The 18,015-nt window shown below is 67.5% G+C and carries 11 protein-coding genes; 3 read left to right on the forward strand and 8 right to left on the reverse strand.

From position 1 onward, the window contains the following. The first annotated feature begins 96 nt into the window (after positions 1-96). Positions 97-1,707, forward strand: coding sequence for a carboxylesterase/lipase family protein (locus ABIC66_RS23770; protein WP_354073885.1), 1,611 nt, complete (start codon positions 97-99; stop codon positions 1,705-1,707). Here ABIC66_RS23770 and ABIC66_RS23775 read toward each other — a convergent pair. From ABIC66_RS23775 to ABIC66_RS23785, 3 genes are all read right to left on the reverse strand, one after another. Continuing rightward, positions 1,688-1,843 (reverse strand): hypothetical protein, encoded by a 156-nt coding sequence (locus ABIC66_RS23775; RefSeq protein ID WP_354073758.1) that lies wholly within the window; start codon positions 1,841-1,843, stop codon positions 1,688-1,690. The two genes, ABIC66_RS23770 and ABIC66_RS23775, sit on opposite strands and share 20 nt — an antisense overlap. Positions 1,844-1,977: 134 nt before the next feature. Then, positions 1,978-3,906, reverse strand: a complete 1,929-nt coding sequence (locus ABIC66_RS23780) for a sialate O-acetylesterase (protein WP_354073760.1) — start codon at positions 3,904-3,906, stop codon at positions 1,978-1,980. Positions 3,907-4,047: 141 nt separating this feature from the next. Then, complete coding sequence (locus ABIC66_RS23785; protein WP_354073762.1) at positions 4,048-6,513, reverse strand: glycoside hydrolase family 3 N-terminal domain-containing protein; 2,466 nt, start codon at positions 6,511-6,513, stop codon at positions 4,048-4,050. Between the two features lie 233 nt (positions 6,514-6,746). Here ABIC66_RS23785 and ABIC66_RS23790 point away from each other — a divergent pair, with 233 nt between their 5' ends. Further along, positions 6,747-8,336 (forward strand): alpha-L-fucosidase, encoded by a 1,590-nt coding sequence (locus tag ABIC66_RS23790; protein ID WP_354073764.1) that lies wholly within the window; start codon positions 6,747-6,749, stop codon positions 8,334-8,336. A gap of 69 nt (positions 8,337-8,405) precedes the next feature. Here the strand turns inward: ABIC66_RS23790 and ABIC66_RS23795 are convergent, their stop codons facing one another. Continuing rightward, positions 8,406-9,227 (reverse strand): flagellin, encoded by an 822-nt coding sequence (locus ABIC66_RS23795; protein WP_354073765.1) that lies wholly within the window; start codon positions 9,225-9,227, stop codon positions 8,406-8,408. Between the two features lie 565 nt (positions 9,228-9,792). Continuing rightward, the gene (wrbA, locus tag ABIC66_RS23800) at positions 9,793-10,392 is read right to left on the reverse strand and encodes an NAD(P)H:quinone oxidoreductase (protein ID WP_354073767.1); all 600 of its coding nucleotides are present in this window, start codon (positions 10,390-10,392) and stop codon (positions 9,793-9,795) included. A gap of 140 nt (positions 10,393-10,532) precedes the next feature. On the opposite strand from wrbA, the gene ABIC66_RS23805 reads away from it, so the two are divergent. Continuing rightward, the gene (locus tag ABIC66_RS23805; RefSeq protein WP_354073769.1) at positions 10,533-11,432 is read left to right on the forward strand and encodes a LysR family transcriptional regulator; all 900 of its coding nucleotides are present in this window, start codon (positions 10,533-10,535) and stop codon (positions 11,430-11,432) included. Between the two features lie 147 nt (positions 11,433-11,579). Here the strand turns inward: ABIC66_RS23805 and ABIC66_RS23810 are convergent, their stop codons facing one another. The 3 genes from ABIC66_RS23810 to ABIC66_RS23820 all read right to left on the reverse strand — a co-directional run bounded on the left by ABIC66_RS23810 (position 11,580) and on the right by ABIC66_RS23820 (position 17,950). Continuing rightward, positions 11,580-14,543 carry a glycoside hydrolase family 31 protein gene (locus ABIC66_RS23810; protein ID WP_354073771.1) on the reverse strand — a complete coding sequence of 988 codons (2,964 nt, stop codon included), beginning with the start codon at positions 14,541-14,543 and terminating at the stop codon, positions 11,580-11,582. Continuing rightward, the gene (locus tag ABIC66_RS23815) at positions 14,444-16,078 is read right to left on the reverse strand and encodes a GH35 family beta-galactosidase (protein ID WP_354073773.1); all 1,635 of its coding nucleotides are present in this window, start codon (positions 16,076-16,078) and stop codon (positions 14,444-14,446) included. Before ABIC66_RS23815 ends, ABIC66_RS23810 begins: the two co-directional genes overlap by 100 nt. Positions 16,079-16,432: 354 nt before the next feature. Then, positions 16,433-17,950 (reverse strand): tryptophan halogenase family protein, encoded by a 1,518-nt coding sequence (locus ABIC66_RS23820; RefSeq protein WP_354073775.1) that lies wholly within the window; start codon positions 17,948-17,950, stop codon positions 16,433-16,435. Positions 17,951-18,015 lie beyond the last annotated feature (65 nt).

Genomic DNA, 18,015 nt, shown 5'->3' on the forward strand with positions numbered 1-18,015 from the left:
GTCATCCATGCTACCGCTACCCGCGAGCTCGTCAGAAGCCGTCGCCAAAAAACCGCTGGAGGAACCGCCGTGGACACCGCCCAGAACCCCCATAAGCTGGCCCGCCGCACCCTGATCACCGGCGTCGCCGCCCTGACGGCCTACGCCGCCCTGCCCGCCGCCGGCTTCACGGCCGAAAAGCGCTCGCCCGTCGTGACGACCACCAACGGCAAGGTGCGCGGCTATGTCGACGGCGAGGTCAGCGTCTTCAAGGGCCTGCGCTACGGGGCCGACACCGGCGGGGCGCGGCGTTTCATGGCTCCGGTCAGGCCCGAGCCCTGGACCGACGTCAAGGACGCCCTGGCCTATGGCCCGGCCTCGATGCAGCAGGGCAAGGGCGAGGACGGCGAGACCCTCTCCGAGGACTGCCTGTTCCTCAATGTCTGGACCCCGGCCAAGGTCAGCCGGAAGGACGGCCTCGCCGACGGCGGCAAGCGGCCGGTGATGTTCTATATCCACGGCGGCGCCTACAACGGCGGCTCGGGCGGCCATCCCTGGTACGAGGGGACCAAGCTGGCCAAGCGCGGCGACGTGGTGGTGGTGACGGTGAACCACCGCCTGAACGCGTTCGGCTACCTCTATCTGGCCCGCCTGTTCAACGACCCCAGCGCGGCCGACAGCGGCAACGCCGGCCAGCTGGACCTGGTGCTGGCCCTGCAATGGGTGCGGGACAATATCGCGGCGTTCGGCGGCGATCCGGAGCGGGTGATGCTGTTCGGCCAGTCGGGCGGCGGCGCCAAGATCGCCACCCTGATGGCCATGCCGGCCGCCAAGGGCCTCTTCCACCGCGCCGCCACCATGAGCGGCCAGCAGGTCACCGTCGGCGGCCCGTTCAACGCCACCAAGCGCGCCAAGCAGTTCCTGGAAAAGCTGGGCGTGAAGGACCTGGCCGCCCTGCGCGCCCTGCCCGCCGAACAGATGCTGGACGGGCTGAAGGCCGTCGATCCGATCGCCGGCTCGGGCGGGGTCTATATGGGCCCGGTGCTGGACGAGCGCAGCCTGACCCGCCACCCGTTCTTCCCCGACGCCTCGCCGGTGGGCCTGTCCGTGCCGATGATGTGCGGCAACACCCATGACGAGACGCGCGGCTTCATCGGCTGGGACACGAAGGCCTTCGACATGACCTGGGACCAGGTCGTCGCCAAGCTGCCCGGCCAGTTCAACGCCCGGATCGACATCGATCCCGAGACGGTCGTGGCCTTCTATCGCCAGACCTATCCGTACTATTCGCCGTCGGACGTCTATTTCGCCGCCTCGACGGCCGGCCGCTCGTGGAAGGCGGCGGTCATCCAGGACGAGGAGCGGGCCAAGGCCGGGGCTCCGGCCTACGCCTACCAGGTCAATTGGAAGTCGCCCAAGGACGGCGGGATCTTCGGCGCGCCGCACACGATCGACATCGGCCTGGTGTTCGGCACGCTGGACGCCAAGGGCTCGATCGTCGGGACGGGGCCGGAGTCGGTCGCCATGTCCGACACCATGAGCGACGCCTTCGTCGCCTTCGCCCGCGCCGGCGATCCGAACGGCGGCTCCTTGCCGAGGTGGGAGCCCTACACCCTGCCCCGCCGCCAGACGATGGTCTTCGACAACACGTCGCGCCTGGAAGACGACCCGCGCGGGGCCGAACGGGAATTCTTCAACCGCGTGCCGTTCACTCAGTTCGGGACGTAAATTCGTAGGGCGGCGCCGGTGGCAGGCAGTCGACCAGGATGCGGGCCGTCAGCGCCGCGTCGGCCTCGATCGAGGGTGGCTCGCCGAACAGAGCCTCCCACAGCTCGCTCCACGCCTGACGCTCTTCGTAGGTCACCGACACGCTCCTTACCAAGGAGCAAAATACGAGTGCTAACAATAGGTTGCTGGTTAACGGCCGGGTAACCACGAATAGTGCCGTGAAGCTCTCCACCGCTCGTCATCCCGCGCATCAAGCGCGGGACGACGTGGTTATTTTAGCAAGAGCTCGAACGGCGTCGCCGGCAGGTCCGTCGTCCCGAACAGGTTCATGATCGGACTGTCGGCCCAGGCGTAGCGGACCTTCGTCGCCGTCATGCCGGCGGGCGCCGTCAACCGCACGCTCGCCCCTTCGACCGTGGCGTCGACAAAGCGGCAGACAGTCGCGTCGCACAGCTCGAAGCCGGCCGGACGCGCCGCGCCGTAGACCACGGCCGGCTGGTCGAGGGTCACGACCACCGTTGCGCCTTCGCGCCGCGCGGCCAGGGGCGCTGGGCCCGAGGCCACCAGGCTCGTCTCGCCATAGGCCAGCTTGCGGGCCAGCAGGGCCAGGCGCTGGCCGACCCGCAGCTTGTCGGCCGGATGGATGTCGTAGGGCGAGCCGACATCGACCGCCGAGGCCATGCCGACCTTGGGGTCGGCCGCCGCCGTGCGCCGCTGGACGTCGCGCAGGGCGGCCCAGTCCGACTTGCCGGGCGCCGAGACCTGGGTCCCGTAGGCGGCCAGCTGCACCAGCAGGAAGGCCTGGTCGCCGTTCCCGAACGCCTTACGCCAGTCGGCGATCATGGCCGGCATCAGGCGGGCGTACTCGTTCGGCTCGGCGGCGTTGGCCTCGCCCTGGTACCAGGCGAAGCCCTTGACCCCGAACGGGACCAGCGGCGCGATCATGCCGTTGCGCAGGGTCGAGAGACCGCTGGCGCCCTGCCACGGCGCCTTGGGCGGCAGGGGGGTCTCCGACAGCGGCGCGGCGACCTTGTAGCGCCAGGTCCCGTCCAGCGGCGCGAAGCTTCCGTCGTCCAGCTTCAGGCCCTTGTCGGCGGCCTTGCCCCAGACGCCGCCGCCGCCGCCCGTGTCGGTGACCCGCACGGCGATGACGTTGCGGCCGGCCTTCAAGGTCCCGGGCGCCAGGCGGTAGTTCCGCGGCGTGTCCCAGCCTTGCGTCGCGCCGATCGCGCGGCCGTTGACGAAGGTGGCGTCCATGTCGTCGACCGGCCCCAGGGCCAGGGTCGCGCCCTGGGCGGCCTGGGCCTTGGTCAGGGTGATCTCGGTCCGCAGCCAGACGGTCCCGTCGAACCCCTTGAGGTCGGGCGTGGCGTCTTCCCAGAACCCCCCCATCGGCATGGTCTTCCACGCCCGGTCGTCGAGGTCGGGACGCTGGCCGTCATTGCCCGCGCCCAGCTTGGCGGCCGCCCAGCGGTCCAGCATCGCGGCCCACTTGGCCTGGCCGAGGGCCGGGTCGCGGGCATAGTCGTCGAGCACGGCCAGGCCTTCGTCATAGGTCTTCAGCGCCGTCAGGCCCTCGCGGCTGATCCAGTCCTGGATCACCGAACCGCCCCAGGTGGCGTCGATCAGGCCGATCGGGACATCGGTGGTCTTGCGCAGCTCGCGGCCCATGAAGAAACAGGCGGCGCTGAAATTGGCCGCGGTCTCCGGCGTCGAGACCTTCCAGGTCACCCCGGCCGGCAGCTCGGCGCGCGGCGTCGGGCTGCTGATCTTGCCGGTCTGCAACAGGCGAACATTGGGGTCGGTGGCGCTGGCCACCTCGCTGTCGCCGGCCAGGGCGCGACGCAGCGGATATTCCATGTTCGACTGGCCCGAGCACAGCCACACATCGCCCATCAGGAGATCGGAGACGACCTGGCGCTCGCCGCCCGCCTGCACGGTCAGGGTCAGGGCGGGGCCGCCGGCGGGCCGGGCCGGCAGCATGGCGTTCCACCGGCCTTGCGCGTCGGCCGTGGCGGTCGCGCCGGACCCGGAAAGATCGATGGCGACCGCCGCGTTCGGCGCGGCCTGCCCCCAGACCCGGATCGGCTGGTCGCGCTGCAGCACCGCGTGGTCGCTGAACACCGAGGCCAAAGGCGCGGCGGCGGCCTGGGTGGAAAGGCCCAAGGCGGCGGCCAGGATCAGGGTCTTCAGTCGCATGGGACCTTCCTCTTTCAACACCCTAAAATCCGCTCTTCCCGGCGAAAGCCGGGATCCAGATTCAGCCTGAGCCTTGAGCCAGCCCGGCTCCGCTCGGCCTTACGATCTGGGCCCCAGCTTTCGCCGGGGAGAGCGGAATTATTATTGCGCCCTGGGCGGACACACGGCGCCGGCCGGATCCGTCGTCAGCTTCACATTGGCGATCGACACCTGGAACGCGCCGGCCGTGGCCAATTCGAACGGGGCGACCACCTTGGTGACGTCGGTCCCGGCGGCCTGGAAGCACTTCAGCGGGATCTTGACGCTGGCCCATTGGCCGGTCGGCGTCCCGGGCGGCGGGGTGACGTCCAGGCGGCCCGAGCCGATGGCCAGGGTCACCGGCTTGGCCGCCGCCGCGTCGAGGCGGTAGTCAAAGCTCAGCGCCATGTCGGCGTTGGTCTGGAACGACAGGTCCAGCGGCTTGTCGCCGACGATCGACAGCTTGCTCGGCTTGTCGCCGGCGAAGGTGACCTGGCGGCCCGCCTCCTGCACGCCGCCGGCGTCGACCGGGGTCAGCTGCACGGCGGTCGAGGGCGAGGCGCGGAACTCGAACGGCGCCGGGGTCTTGCCGCCGACGAAGTAGTTCGCGGCGTTCTCGGCCACCGGCTTGACGCCCGAGACCTCCGACAGCTTGCCGAGCTTGGCGGGCTTGGCGTAGCTCAGGCCGTAGCCGTAGGCGAACAGCGGGTCGTAACCTCTGTCGCCCTTGTTCAGCGTGAACTGGTCGGCGCGCTTGGGCCAGCTGAACGACAGCTTGCCGTGGAAGTCGTGGCGCGGCTTGCCGGCCTTGTCACCGATCAGCACGTCGGCGATCCCGCCGCCTTCCGAGCCCGGCAGCCAGGCGGCGACGAAGGCGTCCGAGGCGTTGATCTCGGGATTGACCCACAGTGGACGGCCGCTGAGGAACACCGCCACCACCGGCACGCCCTTGGCCCTCAGGCTCTTGAGCAAGGCCAGGTCGGTCTTGGCGCCGGGCTGGTATTCCAGCGTGGTCTTCAGGTCGCCGACACCTTCCGCATACGGATTTTCACCGAACACGACGATGGCGACGTCGGGCTTCCTGTCGAAGGCGCCGTCGACGGCCAAGGTCGCCTTGCCGCCGCCGGCCTCGACAGCGGTCTTCAGGCCGCTCCAGATCGACTCCGCGTTGGGGAAGTCGGCGTTGGTGTTGCCCGTGCCCTGCCACGACAGGGTCCAGCCGCCGGACTGCTTGCCGATGTCGTCGGCGCCCGAGCCGGCGACCAGCACATTGGCCGAGCTCCTCACCGGCAGGACGCCGTTGTTCTTCAGCAGAACCAGCGACTTGCGCACCGCCTCGCGGGCGACGGCGCGGTTCTCGGCATTGCCGATCACGCCCTCGCGGCCCTCGTAGGGCCGAGCGGCCTGGAACAGGCCCAGCTTGGCCTTGACCCGCAGGATGCGGCGGACGGCGTCGTCGAGGCGGGCCATCGGGATCACGCCCGACTTCACCTCGGCCAGGGTGTTGTCGAACAGCGCCTTCCAGCTGTCGGGGGCCATGAACATGTCGAGGCCGGCGTTCAGCGAGGTCGGGCAGTCCGTGGGCTTGCAGCCCGGGACCTGGCCGTGGCCGTTCCAGTCGCCGACCACGAAGCCGTCGAAGCCCATCCTGCCCTTCAGCACGTCGGTCAGCAGGCTCTTGTTGCCGTGCATCTTGGTCCCGTTCCAGCTGTTGAACGAGGCCATGACCGTCATCGTCCCGGCGTTGATCGCGGGGACGTAACCTTGGGCGTGCAGGCGGATCAGGTCGGCTTCCGAGACCTTCGTGTCGCCCTGGTCGTGGCCGTTCTCGGTGCCGCCGTCGCCCAGGAAGTGCTTGGCGCTGGCCGCCACGTGGCCCTGCTGGATGACACTGCCTTGAGACACCGCGCCCTGCAGGCCCAGGATCATTTGGCCGGCATAGGCGCGGACAATGGCCGGATCTTCGGAATAGCCCTCATAGGTCCGGCCCCAGCGGTCGTCGCGCGGCGTGGCCAGGGTCGGGCCGAACGCCCAGTCGAAGCCGGCGGCCGAGGTCTCCAGCGCCGTGGCCTTGCCAATGCGGCGGATCAGTTCGGGATCGTGGGCCGCGCCCAGGGCGATGTTGTGCGGGAAGAGGGTCGCGCCGACGACGTTGTTATTGCCGTGCACGGCGTCCATGCCGAACATCAGCGGGATGTGCGTCCCGCCCGGCCGTTGGGCCGCGCCCTCGCGGAAGGCGCGGGCGGTGTCGACCCAGGGCTTTTGCGGCGAACGGTCGGGCGCGCCGATCGGCGGCGAGCTGCCGCCGCCCAGGATCGAGCCCAATGGATAGACCTTCAGGTCCTCGGGCTTGATCTGGCTGATGTCGGCCTGGATGACCTGACCGACCTTCTCCTCCAGCGTCAGCTTGGCCAGCAGGTCGTCGACAAAGGCCTCGGTCGCGGGATCGGCCAGGCCCTGGCTCTTGGCCGCCGGCCACTGGGCCGCGTGCGCGGTCGCTTGCGGGGTCTCGGCGGCTGCCGCGGCGCCGGCCAGACAGGTCGACGCCAGCAGCGCGACGCAAAGGATCCTGGTGTTCATGCTCCCCAACTCTTTTCACTCAACGGCCACGCACCGCGCGGACAACGTTGTCATACCCCTCGACGACGATCCATAGCCGGTCTATTTTGTAGGACAAATACTCAGAATGAATGGGGTTGGAAACTTCAAATGGGGTTGTTGAGCAATTTTTTGACAGCGCTGGCATCGGCGGTGGCGTGGCGGGGATCACTCCGGCGCGATGAGGCCCCGAGGGCGGATTTCATGGATTACGGATCGCGCTGATGACCTTCACCCGCAGAGACCTGATGGCCGCCGGCGCCGCCATGGCCGCCACCCCCGCCCTCGCCGCTGCGAAGGGCCCGTTCCAGCCGAACTGGGAGTCGCTGGCCGCCGGCTACAAGGTCCCCGACTGGTACCGCGACGCCAAGCTCGGCATCTGGGCGCACTGGGGGCCGCAGTGCGTGCCCGAGTACGGCGACTGGTACGGCCGGCTCATGTATGTCCAGGGCAGCGACGCCTACAAGCACCACCTGAAGACCTACGGCCACCCGGCCGACTTCGGCTTCATGCAGTTCATCCCGCGCTGGAAGGCCCAGAATTGGGATCCGAACAGCCTGATGAAGAAGTACGTCGCGGCGGGCGCCAAATACTTCATGTCGATGGCCAACCACCACGACAACCTCGACATGTTCGACAGCCGTCACCACGCCTGGAACACCACGCGGCTCGGCCCCAAGCGCGACATCGTCGGGACCTGGGCCAAGGTCGCCCGCGCCCATGGCCTGAAGTTCGGGGTCTCGAACCACAGCGCCCACGCCTGGCACTGGTGGCAGACGGCCTATGGCTACGACGCCGAGGGCCCGCGCAAGGGCCAGCGCTACGACGCCTTCCGCCTGACCAAGGCCGACGGCAAGGGCCAGTGGTGGCAAGGCCTGGATCCGCAGGCCCTCTATACCGGCCCCAACATGCCGATCCCCGACGGGATCGACAGCATCAAGGCCGCCAACGCCTGGCACGACCAGCACGACGGCGAATGGATCGAGACGCCGCCGCCGAACAATCCCGGCTTCGTGCGCAACTGGCTGCTGCGCCAGAACGACCTGGTCGATCGCTATCGCCCGGACCTCGTCTATTTCGACAACACGACGCTGCCGCTGGGCCAGGCGGGTCTGGACGCCACCGCGCACTACTACAATCTGCGCGGCGGGGACGCGGTCGTCACGGGCAAGAAGCTGTCGCCTCTGCAGCGGCGCGGCATCGTCGAGGATGTCGAGCGCGGCTTCTCGGATCGCCTGCGCGACGAGCCCTGGCAGACCGACACCTGCATCGGCAACTGGCACTACGACCGGCGGCTCTACGAGCGCGACGGCTACAAGTCGGGCCGCGACGTGATCCAGCGACTGCTGGACGTGGTCAGCAAGAACGGTTGCCTGCTGCTGTCGATCCCGCTGCGCGGCGACGGCTCGATCGACGACAAGGAAGAGAAGGTGCTGGCCGACATGGCCAGCTGGATCGCGGTCAACGGCGAGGCGATCTACGCCACCCGGCCCTGGCGGGTCTATGGCGAAGGGCCGACCAAGCTGGTCGAGGGCGTGATGAACGAGGGCGGCGCCAAGCCGTTCGAGGCGGCCGACATCCGCTTCACCACCAAGGCCGGGTCGCTCTACGCCCTGCCGATGGCGTGGCCGGAAGGGTCTTTGCGGATCGAGAGCCTGGCCGGTTCGCCCGGCGAGGCGCGGCGCGTGACCCTGCTAGGCGGAAGCGATCCCCTGCCCTTCCGCCGCGAGGCGGGCGGCCTGGTGGTGGAGCTGCCGTCACGGCGCCCGACGTTCACGCCGGCTCTGAAAATCGAAGGCCCCGGACTGGTCTAGACACATAAGAAAAGGGGCGGGTCCGAAGACCCGCCCCCAATGCCGACCTGAAGGTCGACGACGTCGTTTTTAGCGGAACAGGCTCAGGATCGACGAGCTCGAGGAGTTCGCGATCGACAGCGCTTGCACGCCCAGTTGCTGCTTGGTTTGCAGCGACTGCAGCTTGGCGCTTTCCTTGGCCAGGTCGGCGTCCACCAGGTTGCCGACGCCGGCTTCCAGGCTGTCTTGCAGCTTGCCGACGAAGGTCAGGTGGGTGTCGAGGCCCGTCGACGACGTACCCAGCGAGGCCAGCTTGTTGGTGGCCGTGCCGATCGCCTTGTCGATTTGCAGGAGCTGCGACTTGGCGTTGGCGGCCGAGGTGAAGGTGAAGGCGGCCGACAGGCCGATGCCGGTCAAGTTCAGGCTCTTGGCGTTGACCGTGAAGCCCGAACCGTCCGTGTTGGCCAGGAAGGTCAGCTTGGCGGTCTTGCCGTCGGCGATGCTGACGCCGTTGAACTTGGCGTTGCTGGCGGCCTTCTCGATCTGGTCGCGCAGCGATTCGAAGTCGGCCTTCAGCGCGCTGAACGAGGCGGTGTTCAGCGAGGTGTCGGAAGCGGCCAGGGCCTTTTCCTTCATCTTGCCGAGCAGGTCGGTGATGGTGTCGCCAGCGGCCAGGGCCACGTCGATGGTCGACTGGCCGCGTTGCAGCGAGTCCTTCACCGAGTTCAGGCTGTTGGCGGTGGCGGTCTGGCCCTTGGCCATGGCCCAGATGGCGCCGTTGTCCTTGGCGCTGCCCACCTTCTTGCCGGTGTTGATGCGCTGCTGGACGGTCTGCAGTTCGGCGTTGGTCGAGTTCAGGTTTTGCAGGGCGATCAGGGCCCCGCTGTTCGTGTTGATGCTGTTCAGCGCCATTACGAAATATCTCCTATTCGAGGTATTCCGGCGTCGTTTTGACTGCCGGCGGGCGTTTTACCCACGGCAAGTATCGCGCATCAGGCTTTCTACTTCGTTGAAGGAATCGACAATACGTCCTTAAGATACAGGGCAAATTCGTTAACAACGAAGTGAGTTCAAGATAGAGATTCAACCTGCTCAGTCGCCAGGTTTGTCTCAAAATGGCACAACTGTTCTATGATCTCCCTCGCGCTTTGACTCATACGAATCGGATCGACTACCCACCCAGAGTCTAGAAGATTCAAGGGCGCGGAGACCGCTGCTCGCCGCTCAGCGTTCGGCCAGGTAGAGGCGCCGCGAGCGATAGTGCTTGGCGATCGCGCGAATGGTCACGAGGAAGACCAGGGTCTTCCAGAGCTCGGACAGGAAACCGGAACGACGACGCATCGAGAGAGACTCCTTTTCATAGCCAACGAAGAAAAGGCCGACCGGCTCCCATCCCGGTCCCGAAGAGAGGGAGGGAAAGGAGCCGGCCGGCCTCCTACAGCCGGTCGCTGGGGGGAGCGTGACCGGTTACAACCGGTCAGCCGTGCAGCTTGATCGCGGTCTCGGCGATCCGGCGGCCCTGATAGCGGGCGCCGGTCAGCTCGTTGGCGCTGGGCTGACGCGAGCCGTCGCCGCCGGCGATGGTGGTGGCGCCGTAGGGGCTGCCGCCGGTGACTTCGTCCAAGGTCATCTGGCCGGCGTGGCCGTAGTCCAGGCCGACGATCGTCGTGCCGAAATGCAGCAGGTTGGTGATGATCGAGAACAGGGTGGTTTCCTGGCCGCCGTGCTGGGTCGCCGTCGAGGTGAAGGCGCCGGCGACCTTGCCGTGCAGCGCGCCGCGGGCCCACAGGCCGCCGGCCGCGTCGAAGAAGGCCGCGACCTGCGAGGCCATGCGGCCAAACCGCGTCGGGGCGCCGACGATGATGGCGTCGTAATTGGCCAGGTCCTCGACCGAGGCGACCGGGGCGTCCTGGTCGAGCTTGAAGTGGGCGCCCTTGGCGATGTCCAGCGGCACGGTCTCGGGCACGCGCTTGATGTCGACGCTCGCGCCGGCTTCGCGGGCGCCCTCGGCGACGGCCTTGGCCATCGTCTCCAGGTGACCGTAGGACGAATAGTAGAGCACCAGAACCTTGGCCATGACGGCCTCCTTGTCTTGAGATCGGAGGCGAGAGCGCGATGCTCCCGTCGTTGGCGGGTCTTTTGGCGCCGCTTGGCTTTGCGCGATATCCGAATAAAATCGTTCGTTATGTTCGATATTTTCGAATAATGGAGGGCGACATGAGAGAGCCAGGCGCGCCGACCTTCGACCAGCTGAGTGTCTTCCTGGCGATCGTCGAAACCGGCAGCTTCGCCGGCGCCGCGCGGCGGCTGAACCGGGCCAATTCGGTGGTCAGCTACGCGATCGCCAATCTCGAGGCCCAACTGGGCTTGGCCCTGTTCGACCGCGCCGCCGCCAAGACCCCGGTGCTGACCGAGGCCGGCAAGGTCGTGCTGGCCCAGGCCCGGGTGATCGCTGGCGACGTCGCCGCCCTGCGGGCCCAGGCCAAGGGCCTGCTGCAGGGGCTGGAGGCCGAGGTCCATCTGGTGCTGGACGTCATGCTGCCCACGGCGCGGGTGGTCGACGCCCTGCGCGCCTTCCGCGAGGCCTTCCCGACCGTCACCCTGCGCCTGCACGTCGAGGGCCTGGGGGCCGTGACCCAGATGGTGCTGGACCGTCGCGCCACGGTCGGGATCGCCGGGCCGCTGGACGTCGTCAACGGCGGCGACGAACTGGACTATATCGCCATCGGCTCGACCCTGCTGATCCCGGTCGCCGCGCCGGACCATCCGCTGGCCCGGGGACCGAACCCGCCGGGCGCGGGTCGCAACCACACACAGCTGGTCTTGACCGACCGTTCGAAACTGACCGAGGGCCGCGACTTCGCCGTCGCCAGCGCCCACACTTGGCGGCTCGGCGACCTGGGGGCCAAGCACATCCTGCTGAAGGAGGGTCTGGGCTGGGGCAACATGCCCGAACCGATGGTCCGCGAGGACATCGCCGCCGGCCGGCTGGTGAGGCTGGCCATGCCCGAACTGGTCGAGGCGCCCTACGCCCTGCACGCGATCTACCGCGGAGACACCCCGCCGGGGCCGGCGACGGGGTTCCTGATCGAGCGGTTCAGGGCGCAGGCGGACTAGGGGGCGCGAAAACCCCAAAATATCCGTGTCATCCCGGCCGCAGCGTAGCGGAGAGCCGGGACCGCCACGGGCTCGGCGCTTCCGGCGGTCCCGGCTCGGCGCGCTTCGCGCTTGGCCGGGATGACACAGTGATGTTCGGTGAGGAGCCTACTTCTTCCGCGCCACCACGACCGGCTCGCCCGCATAGTCCACGGTCGCATCGACCGCCGCGTCGAAGTCGGCCGGCTTGGCGCCCGATCCGATGAAGCGGATCTTGAACACGCGGGTCTCGCGCATGCCGTCGAACTTGCCCGAGCGGGCGCCGATCACAACGCGGCCGGTGGCGTTGTCGTAGCTGATCGGGATGCGGCTGTAGGCCCCGCGCTTGTAGGCCATCGACAGGCCGTCGTCCTCGTAGAGCTCGTACTTGCCGTCCTTGCCCGTATAGATCACCAGGGTGATCGGCAGGTCGGGCTTTTCGCCGACATACTGCTGGACCTCGGTGGTCGGCACGATCGAACCGGCCTTCACGAACAGCGGCATCCGCGACAGCGGCGCGTCGGCCTTGATCGTCTGGCCGCCGGCGTGGGCCTGGCCGGTCGCGAAGTCGTACCAGGTCGCGCCGGCCGGCAGATAGACGTCGCGCGAGCGGGCCTTGAAGCTGGTCACCGGGGCGACCAGGAACGCCGAGCCGTACAGGTACTCGTCATTGACCTCCCGGGCCTTCAAGTCGTTCGGGAAGTCCATGACCAGACCGCGCATGATGCTGCCGTCGCGGTGATAGGTCTCGCCCGCCAGGGTCAGGGTGTAGGGCATCAGCCGGTAGCGCAGCTGGTCGTACCAGGTCAGGCTCTTGTAGACCTCGGTCCCCTCGTCGGCGAGGTTCCAGATCTCGCGGAAGGGCTCCTCGCCGTGGCTGCGGAACAGCGGGCTGAAGGCGCCGAACTGGAACCAGCGCAGGTTCAGCTCCTGCCATTCGGGCCAGTGAGCGGCTTCCCTGTTGGTGTAGCGGTCCTCGACCGAGAAGCCGCCGATGTCGGTGGTCCAGTTGGGCACGCCGGCCATCGACAGGTTCACCCCGGCCGAGATCTGGTCCTTCAAGTCGTCCCAGCGGGCCACGACGTCGCCGCTCCACAGGGCCACGCCGTTGCGCTGGATGCCGCCGAAGCCCGAGCGCGACAGGATGAAGGTCCGCTTGTCCGGGTTCAGCTGATGCTCGCCCTCGAACACGCCGGTGGTGTGGATCAGCGGGTAGGAGTTGAAGAACTCCGCGCCCGGGCCGATCGCCGTCGGGCCCATGCGAAGGGTGCGCTCGGGGATGTCGAGGTTGGAGTGCATGTCCGGCTCGTCGCTGTCCATCCACCAGGCGTCGACACCGAAGCCCTTCAGGCTGTCCTTGACCTGGCGCCAGTAGATGTCGCGCGCTTCCTTCGAATAGGGATCATAGAACGAGTTCAGATAGCCGGGACCGACCCAGTCCAGCGCGCCCTGCTCGATGTTGCGCTTGTACATGTGGCCCTTGGCGTCGAGCTCCTTGAAGTGCTCGGTCGTCGGGTAGAACTTCGGCCAGATCGAGATCATGAAGTGGGCGTTCATCCCGTGGATGTCGTCCAGCATCTTCTTCGGGTCGGGGAAGCGGGTCTCGTCGAACTTGTGGCTGCCCCAGCTGTCGTCCTTCCAGTAGCGCCAGTCCATCACGATGTTGTCCAGCGGCAGCTGGCGCTTGCGGTATTCCTTGACCACCCCGACCAGCTCGTCCTGGGTGTTGTAGCGCTGGCGGCTCTGCCAGAAGCCATAGGCCCAGCGCGGCATCGCCTCGGCCTTGCCGGTCAGCTCGCGATAGCCGCCGACCACCTGGTCCAGGTTGTCGCCCGAGACGAAATAGTAGTCGATGGCGTGGGCCACGTCCGAGGTCAGGGTCAGCGACTTCTGCTGCGCGGCCGGGATCGGATCGTTGTGCAGCAGGGCGATGTAGCCGTCGTTGGGATCCCACTCGACGCGGACCTTGTGCCGGGTCCCGGCCTTCATCGGGGCGGTGAAGTTGTGGAACCACGGGTTCCAGTTCTGCCGCCAGCGGTCGATCTTCAGCTGGCCGTCGACATAGAGCTTGGCGTAGCTGGACGAGTACAGCTTGAACTTCTGAACGCCGGTCGTCTTGGGCTCGACGAAGCCTTCCCAGACCACGGTCGCGCCCTTGACCGGTTTCTTGTCGGCGCCGGTCAGCTCGGCCGGCCATTTGGGCAGGTCGTCCAGGTACTGGTAGTCGATGTCCGCCTCGGTGCGGGTCAGCTTCAGCTGCCCCCCGACATAGTACTTGGCCGTGAAGCCGCCGGCCTTGCCGTTCACGTCGAAGAGCTTCAGGTCGCGCGAGGCCAGGGCGTAGGGCGTCGGGTCGCCAAAGCGGGTGATGCCGTTGTTGTCCCATAGCAGGCCGTAGTTGCGGGTGGACAGCACGAACGGGATGGCGATGTCGCGATTGTACTGCGCCAGCTCGACGTCCTGGCCGTTGTAGTTCATCTGGCCGTTCTGGTGCTGGCCCAGGCCGTAGAAGGCTTCATCCGTTGACGGATTGAATCGCTGGGTGACGGCGTAGAAGCCCTTGCCGTCGATCGTCAGCGGCTTGAAGGCCTGACGCCCCTGCTCGGCCAAGACGGTCTTGCCCTGGGCGTCCTTGAACGAGACCGCGCCGGTGGCCAGGGCCACTTCCGCGCTCGCCTTGCCGGCCTTCAGCACCACCTTGCCGGCGGCCTGCTCGACCGTGAAGCCGCCGGTCTTGGGCTGGGCGACGACCTGCAGGCTGGGCGGGACGTCGATCGCGTCGGTGGGCGAAGCCGTGACGTGGATCGTCCGGTCGTTCATCACCTGCAGGCGGATCTTCTTGGCCGGGCCCGAGGCCGGGGTGACGATCACGCCGTCGGCGATCTTCTCGAAGCCGCCGTCGAGGGCGAGCGCCGAGGTCGAGGCCATCAGGGCGAGGCTGAAGACGGCCAAACTTAAGGAGGGGAGGGCGAGAATACGCATGCGAGCTTCCGTCAGTAGGTGGCGAGCTTGACCCGCAGGATCTGCGCGCCGCCGGTGAAGTTGAGGCCGTAGTCGGTCTGGTCGCCGTTCCACAGACGGTCGAAGACCCATTGGCCGTTCTCGAAGTGACCTTCCTCGACACGAGCCACCATCATGGGCTTGCCATCCTGGATAGCCCGACCAAAGTCGAAGCGGACGTTGCGGCCGGTGACCAGGAACTCGTCGGGGGACAGCTGGGCGATGATCCCGCCGCCGTCGGGGCCTTGCGGGCCCACTGGCCGATCCTTCAGCCAGGCCCAGTCCGAGGCGCCGAACTGCCACTTGCCGTAGCGCAGGGTGACGGTCCAGGCGCCCATGGTGGTCGTCTGGGGCGCGCGGTCGTCGGGCTCGGCGCCGCCGAACACCTTGCCCTCGAACGACAGCTTGGCCCATTCGCGAGCCATGCTCCCCAGCAGGCGATAATTGGCGGCGAACGGCTCGATCGCGGCCTCGTCCAGCTTGGCCGCGCCCAGCGGGTAGTTGGCGTAGCCGGTATAGTCCATGCCGAACGGCGAGAAGCCGATGGCCTGCTTGCCGAGCGCTTCGAACACGTAGCGGGCATAGACCTGGTCGTTGCCGGTCTCGGCCGCCAGCAGGGCGTTGTCGGGCCGCTTGTAGTGGTTCAGCACCGCCTCGTACTTGACCGACTCCCGCATGTAGATGTCGGGCGCGATCAGGTCGATCGAGGGCGCCGCGGCCTTCCAGACGTCCAGCACGTTGTCGGTGGGGCCGCCGGCCGAATAGCTCTTGGGCTCGCCCGGCTTGATCGGGTCGCGCAGGGCCGCGTTGACGTACATCGGCAGCGGATAGACCGCCTTGCCGGCCGCGGCGACCTGGTCGACGAAGCGACCGATGTGCCAGGCATGGAAGTACTCGTCGGCGTCCTTGCCGAACGCCTGGGACCAGCTCCCGGGCTTGGCGCCGACGGCCTTCACGAGCGCGGCCGGCGCGGGACCGTCGAACAGTTTCTGCGCCGCCGGACCGAAGTCGCGGACCGTGCCGTAGGTGCCGGTCTCGTTCTCGACCTGGACCATGATCACCGTCTTGTCGGCCGAGTCCTTGGCCTTCAGGTGGGTCATCAGGGCGACGAAGGCCTTGCGGTCGGCGTCGAGCGTCGACGGGGCCAGCGGCGACATCGAATAAGAGCGCTCGCCGGTCTCCTTCTTCAGGCGCGGGAAGCGCTTGTCGTCCAGCTTGACCCATTCGGGGGCGTAGGACGGCGAGGAGTTCTTCCACGTGCCGAACCACAGCAGCACCAGGCGGACCTTGTGCTCGCGGGCCTGGACCAGCAGTTGGTCGAGATACGAGAAGTCGAACTTGCCCTCGACCGGCTCGATCTGCTCCCAGGCGATCGGGACCATGACCGTGTTGGCGGCCATCTTGTCGATGGCCGGCCACACCTTGGGCATCTGCGAGGGCCAGGCGCTGGAATTGTTGACCTGGGCGCCAAGCAGCAGCCACGGCGCGCCATCGACCAGCAGGGCGTGACGGCCGTCCTTGGCGACCACGCGCGGCATGGCGCGATCGGCCGCGAGCGCAGCGCCCGCGCCGCAGAGCGCGAAGATCGAGGTGGCCGCCACAGCGGCCGCAAAGCGTGAAAATCCCATTCCGCTTCTTCCCAAACGCGGAGCGCCATTCTTGGTAGCGCTACCAGTTTTATTTGTCGGACGATTGCCCCGCTGAGCGGCGACGACAAGTCCTGATGGACGGTTCTGACCAGTCAAAAAAATCCGCGCACCGTCGCAGGTGACGATGCGCGGGAAAAGAGGCCGCGCGGCCTCGGGGAGAGGATGCCGCGCGCAACGCGAGGAAGGTGATGAGACCCCCTGCGCGCCGCCGATCCGGCAATGGCTCCGGCTCGACTGCACTTGTCTGAGTATAATCATATTATTCAGACTAACAAGGGCTTTTGATAGCGTTGTCATTTTTCGACAAAGGTGGGTCGGCGGAACGTCCACGGCCTACAGAGCCACCGGATCGGCCTGGCAGGTCGCGGCGATGAAGGCGTCATGGCTCGGCAGGCCGGAGGCGACGCCCGCGATCTTACGGCCGAGGCCGTGCAGCTTGGCCGCCACGTCGGCATAGGCCGGCACATCGGCCAGGCGGTCGTAGTCGCGCGGCTGGATCCCCTGCCCCAGGAACACCGCCAGCCAGCTGGGCTCGGCGAACAGCTGGTCGTCGTAGCGGGCGATCTTGGCGCGCACCCGGAACAGCTCGATCCTGTGGGTCAGGCTGTCGGGGATCGTCATGGTGCGGCAGTGGTTCCACAGCTCGGAATCGTCCCGCTGGGTGGCGTGGTAGTGCAGGATGATGAAGTCCCGGATCTGCTCGTATTCGATCTGGGTGAGACGATTGTATTCGGCCTCGACCGCGGCGTCGTAGCCGCCCGTCGGCAGCAGCGACAGCAGGCGCATCGCGCCGGACTGCACCAGGTGGATGCTGGTCGATTCCAGCGGCTCCATGAAGCCGCCGGCCAGGCCCAGGGCGACGACGTTCTTGCTCCAGCTCTTCTTGCGGCGGCCGGCCGTGAAGCGCAGCGGACGCGGATCCGCCAGAGCCTTGCCGTCCAGGTTTTCCATCAGCACCTTGGCGGCCTCGTCGTCGCTGATGAAGCTGCTGCAATAGACGTGGCCGTTGCCGATCCGGTGCTGCAGCGGGATGCGCCATTGCCAGCCGGCGGCCCGCGCCGTCGCCCGCGTGTAGGGCGTCATCGGCGAGACGCTCTCGCAGGGCGCGGCCAGGGCGCGGTCGCAGGGCAGCCAATGCGACCAATCCTCGAAGCCGGCCTCCAGGGCCTGTTCGATCAAGAGGCCTCGGAAGCCCGAACAGTCGACGAAGAAGTCGCCCTCGATCCGACGGCCGTCGGTCAGCGTCAGGCCGGAGACGAAGCCGTCCTCGGGACGCAGTTCGACGTCGGCGATCTTGCCCTCGGTGCGCTTGACGCCCCGCGCCTCGGAATAGGCCCGCAGGTACTTGGCGTAGAGGCCGGCGTCGAAGTGGTAGGCGTAGCCCAGGCCGGGTACGCCCGACGGCAGTTGCTTGGGCGGCACGGCGAACTTGCCCATCCCGGCCGTCACCGCCGCCATCGAATAGGCGTCCAGCGCCCCGCCCTCGCCCTGGGCGCGCAGGCGCAGCCAGTAATGGTGGAAACCGACGCCCTCGAAGGCCTCGCCATAGGCGCCGAACGGGTGGAAGTACTGGTCGCCCAGCTTGCCCCAGTCGCGGAACTGGATGCCCAGCTTGAAGGTCGCCTGGGTCTTCTTGATGAAGTCGAATTCGTCGATGCCCAGCACCTCGTTGAGGAACTGGATCGGCGGGATGGTCGCCTCGCCGACGCCGACCGTGCCGATCTCGTCGGACTCGATCAGCTCGATCTCGGCCACCTTGCCCTTGAGCGCCTGGATCAGAGTCGCCGCGGCGATCCAGCCGGCCGTGCCGCCGCCGACCACCACGAACTTGCGATAGGGTTGGGCGGCCATGGATGTCTCGTCGTTCAAAGCGCCAACCTTAGAAATCCCTGTCATCCCGGCCAAGGGCGAAGCTC

The organism is Caulobacter sp. 1776 (assembly GCF_040545685.1).
GTDB lineage: Bacteria > Pseudomonadota > Alphaproteobacteria > Caulobacterales > Caulobacteraceae > Caulobacter.

Bases quoted from the DNA above. Each gene is read 5' to 3' on its own strand.
- ABIC66_RS23810 (WP_354073771.1), bottom strand. From the start codon at position 14,543: ATGGGTCTTCGACCGTCTGTGGAACGGCGACCAGACCGACTACGGCCT.
- ABIC66_RS23805 (WP_354073769.1), top strand. From the start codon at position 10,533: ATGAGAGAGCCAGGCGCGCCGACCTTCGACCAGCTGAGTGTCTTCCTG.
- ABIC66_RS23780 (WP_354073760.1), bottom strand. From the start codon at position 3,906: ATGCGACTGAAGACCCTGATCCTGGCCGCCGCCTTGGGCCTTTCCACC.
- ABIC66_RS23820 (WP_354073775.1), bottom strand. From the start codon at position 17,950: ATGGCCGCCCAACCCTATCGCAAGTTCGTGGTGGTCGGCGGCGGCACG.
- ABIC66_RS23815 (WP_354073773.1), bottom strand. From the start codon at position 16,078: ATGGGATTTTCACGCTTTGCGGCCGCTGTGGCGGCCACCTCGATCTTC.
- ABIC66_RS23795 (WP_354073765.1), bottom strand. From the start codon at position 9,227: ATGGCGCTGAACAGCATCAACACGAACAGCGGGGCCCTGATCGCCCTG.
- ABIC66_RS23790 (WP_354073764.1), top strand. From the start codon at position 6,747: ATGACCTTCACCCGCAGAGACCTGATGGCCGCCGGCGCCGCCATGGCC.
- wrbA (WP_354073767.1), bottom strand. From the start codon at position 10,392: ATGGCCAAGGTTCTGGTGCTCTACTATTCGTCCTACGGTCACCTGGAG.